Origin of the sequence: Brevibacillus soli (genome assembly GCF_044759095.2) — a bacterium.
Taxonomy (GTDB): Bacteria; Bacillota; Bacilli; order Brevibacillales; family Brevibacillaceae; genus JBIYSM02.
This window is the reverse complement of record NZ_JBIYSM020000093.1, coordinates 1-2,709: the sequence shown is the minus strand read 5'-3', so window position 1 is coordinate 2,709 and position 2,709 is coordinate 1. Positions and strand designations below refer to the sequence as shown.

The window sequence follows — 2,709 nt, the reverse complement described above, 5'->3', positions numbered from 1 at the left end:
GTGACTTCACCTTCCTCGAAAAGTTTTCGTGCGTGGTTGCTTGAAAACTTCTCCTTCTTGGGGTGAAGTCCTTTTTTATGCTTTTCTAGTGCTTGATACTAAAGGGCTCAGAAAACTGCAAAAGGCTCATATAACAATCGAGAAACAAAAGAACGTATTGAGTTTTTTAGGGAACAACAGGAAGGAGTCCCGTCCTCCAAACAAGTTAAACGTACTATTTCGGACGAATCGAAAGATGTAATAATCAGTGCATTAAGAAAAAGATGTAAGGAACAAGAACAAGAGATTAATGAGCTTAAACAACAGTTACAAAAGCTGTACAGTGTAGTATACGAACAAATTTAGAAATATGTCCGCATCCGTATATTCTGAAAAACTTCAGCTGCTAACTTATGATCGAAAGATTTACTAGGTAATGGATCGGGAAATTAGTTAGCCGAGCACGTAACGAAATGATATAGATGGTGCCTTTGCTAAACCTAGACTTCCCTAATTACAAAAACATATTTGATGTACTGTCTGAATAGGTACGGATCATTTAAGAAAAAAAGATGGGTCAGCCAGATCTTTTTGACTGACCTTTCAAAACTTCGAATTCTGTTATACCCGGCTTTTCTAGTCAAATGGAATTGTTAGTTGTTAGTTTGATTTCTTATTCATTTTTTCAGATAGTAATTTTTCAAAATCAGAATACTTCATTGGATCAGGTTTTATTTTTTCATCTTGGAATCGTTTTCCCGCCCTTTTTTCTTCATCAGTGATGTGTTTAAGTTGAGCAACTACGCTATCTCCGTCAATATTAAACCTGCCATAAGCTCCGTTTGTCATGATAAGAGCTTTACCAAACTCTTGGGTGCCAGTATCCACTTCGTCTAAAAACAACACATATTTTTTATTCTCCTCAAGCAGGGGATCTTGAATAAAATCAGCTTCAGGACTGCCATGTTGAAAAAATCGAACAGTTTCAGAAAGCTTTCCTGTTTTGTCTTTATAGTATTTCTCTACTTCCGCTTCAAACTCAGAATACTGTTGACCTTGTTCTTCGTGCACTTTCACCAGCTTAGTTATTTTTAGCTTTGCGATTATTTCAGATTTTGTAATCACCTCGTCTATTGTAGCAGCCGGGAGAAGTCCATTGTGTTTTTTGCGCTCTTTCGCCGCAGAAACATATGTATCATTGTGGGGACCAAATAACGCAAAAGATACCCCACCAGTGATTCCGATAAGTGATAGGATAATAGTCGTGGATGCCAAGATTTTCTTCATGTAAAAACCCTCCTTATTTAGAAGCCGTAAATTGTCTTTACGCCCGTTACATCAGCCGAATGTGGACCTTGAGCTGTTCCACCGCCATCTCCAATCTCTGCATACATAAGGACCTGGGCACACCAACTCTCATCTAATCCCCATACATGCCCCCACTCATGAGCTGCAATTACATCACGGAAAGATCCAAAGTTTTGCATCTTATAGGCATTGTAATCGATTTGCCAGCTTGTCTGGTGCTCTCCGGACTCACCAGTAACAGTGTGATATGCATAATATGGACTGAGGGTCCCCCAATATTCCAAAATGGTGTTTGGGGAACTACTGTTTTCCGTCGCAGTCAATTTGCTACTAGTGGCGGATTTCCACTTAGCTATGCCATTAGCATTCGCAGTTTTATAAGTGGATGTAACAGACTCGTGGTACTTGAAAGTAGCGGAAGTCGAAGGATTATGTGTGCCCAAATAAGACCAACACGAACCGGAAGTAGTTGACACAGTATGAGCAGAGGAAGGAGAAGCATTTGACAGTAACAATAAACATACAGCAGTGAGTGCAGAAAATGTACCAAAACTCTTTTTCTTTAACATAAACATTTCTCCTTTGAAATATGAATTCTAACCTTAATCCTGTTGATCAGGGCAAGATTACATCAGCCTCCTTTTTTGGTAAAAATATACACCTGACCACGTATAATAGAAATAAGGAAACATATTCATTTTTTAAAGATTTTAAATATGCTTGAACTACCAAGAAAAGAAAAGACATGAATCTTAAATAATTGAAAATGAGTACAATGGTCCTTTTTCAGAGACGTGAAAAAATCTTCGGGGTTAATATCGATAATCGCTGCAGTAATCGTTATTGAAAAGGAGAAAAGGGCCCATTTGAGGACCCTTTTCGTGATCAAAGTATTTAATTTTTAAGCACGGCCAGCCAGTTGTTGTTCAGCGAAGGATACTAGACGCTTGGTAATTTCTCCCCCAACCGAACCGTTTTGACGAGAGGTCGTGTCTGCACCAAGAGTAACTCCAAACTCCGCTGCAATTTCATACTTTAATTGATCAAGTGCCTGACCTGCTTGCGGAACCAAACGATTGTTACGGTTACCACCTTGGATTGCCATCTGAATTCAACTCCATCTTAGTATAATTTCGCTACTAATGTCGTTATAAGTAGCATTCAACTTAACCATTCTGAATAACCTCAATGCTACTAATAACTGTAGCCTTATAGATATATCTTTAAAGATTCGATTATTTATTAATGCACATTTTTTATTTTTGAGCCTTTTGCAAAATTAGGTTTTCGTTAAAAAAATGAAGTTAATGATACGTAAGGTTGGAAATTCTACTTTTACAAGGTAAAGCCAAAAAGCGAGATGGGCATAAGGGCAGAATTTTCCTGGTTCCTTTTTTAAAAGAGTGTTATACCGCTTTTTTA

At 37.9% G+C, this 2,709-nt stretch carries 3 protein-coding genes; all 3 read right to left on the bottom strand.

Annotation, left to right across the window (positions count from 1 at the left end):
• Positions 1-639 precede the first annotated feature (639 nt).
• Entirely contained in the window at positions 640-1,266 is a 627-nt protein-coding gene (locus ACE99V_RS20225; protein WP_400492994.1) for a hypothetical protein, read from the bottom strand.
• A gap of 17 nt (positions 1,267-1,283) precedes the next feature.
• A complete protein-coding gene (locus ACE99V_RS20220; RefSeq protein ID WP_400492995.1) occupies positions 1,284-1,856 on the bottom strand; it encodes a matrixin family metalloprotease in 573 nt (190 codons plus the stop codon).
• A gap of 332 nt (positions 1,857-2,188) precedes the next feature.
• Positions 2,189-2,392, bottom strand: coding sequence for an alpha/beta-type small acid-soluble spore protein (locus ACE99V_RS20215; protein ID WP_400492996.1), 204 nt, complete (start codon positions 2,390-2,392; stop codon positions 2,189-2,191).
• Between the last annotated feature and the right edge of the window lie 317 nt (positions 2,393-2,709).

What these genes read in the sequence shown, in the direction of transcription:
- ACE99V_RS20225 (WP_400492994.1), bottom strand. Translation starts at nt 1,266, where the DNA reads ATGAAGAAAATCTTGGCATCCACGACTATTATCCTATCACTTATCGGA.
- ACE99V_RS20220 (WP_400492995.1), bottom strand. Translation starts at nt 1,856, where the DNA reads ATGTTAAAGAAAAAGAGTTTTGGTACATTTTCTGCACTCACTGCTGTA.
- ACE99V_RS20215 (WP_400492996.1), bottom strand. Translation starts at nt 2,392, where the DNA reads ATGGCAATCCAAGGTGGTAACCGTAACAATCGTTTGGTTCCGCAAGCA.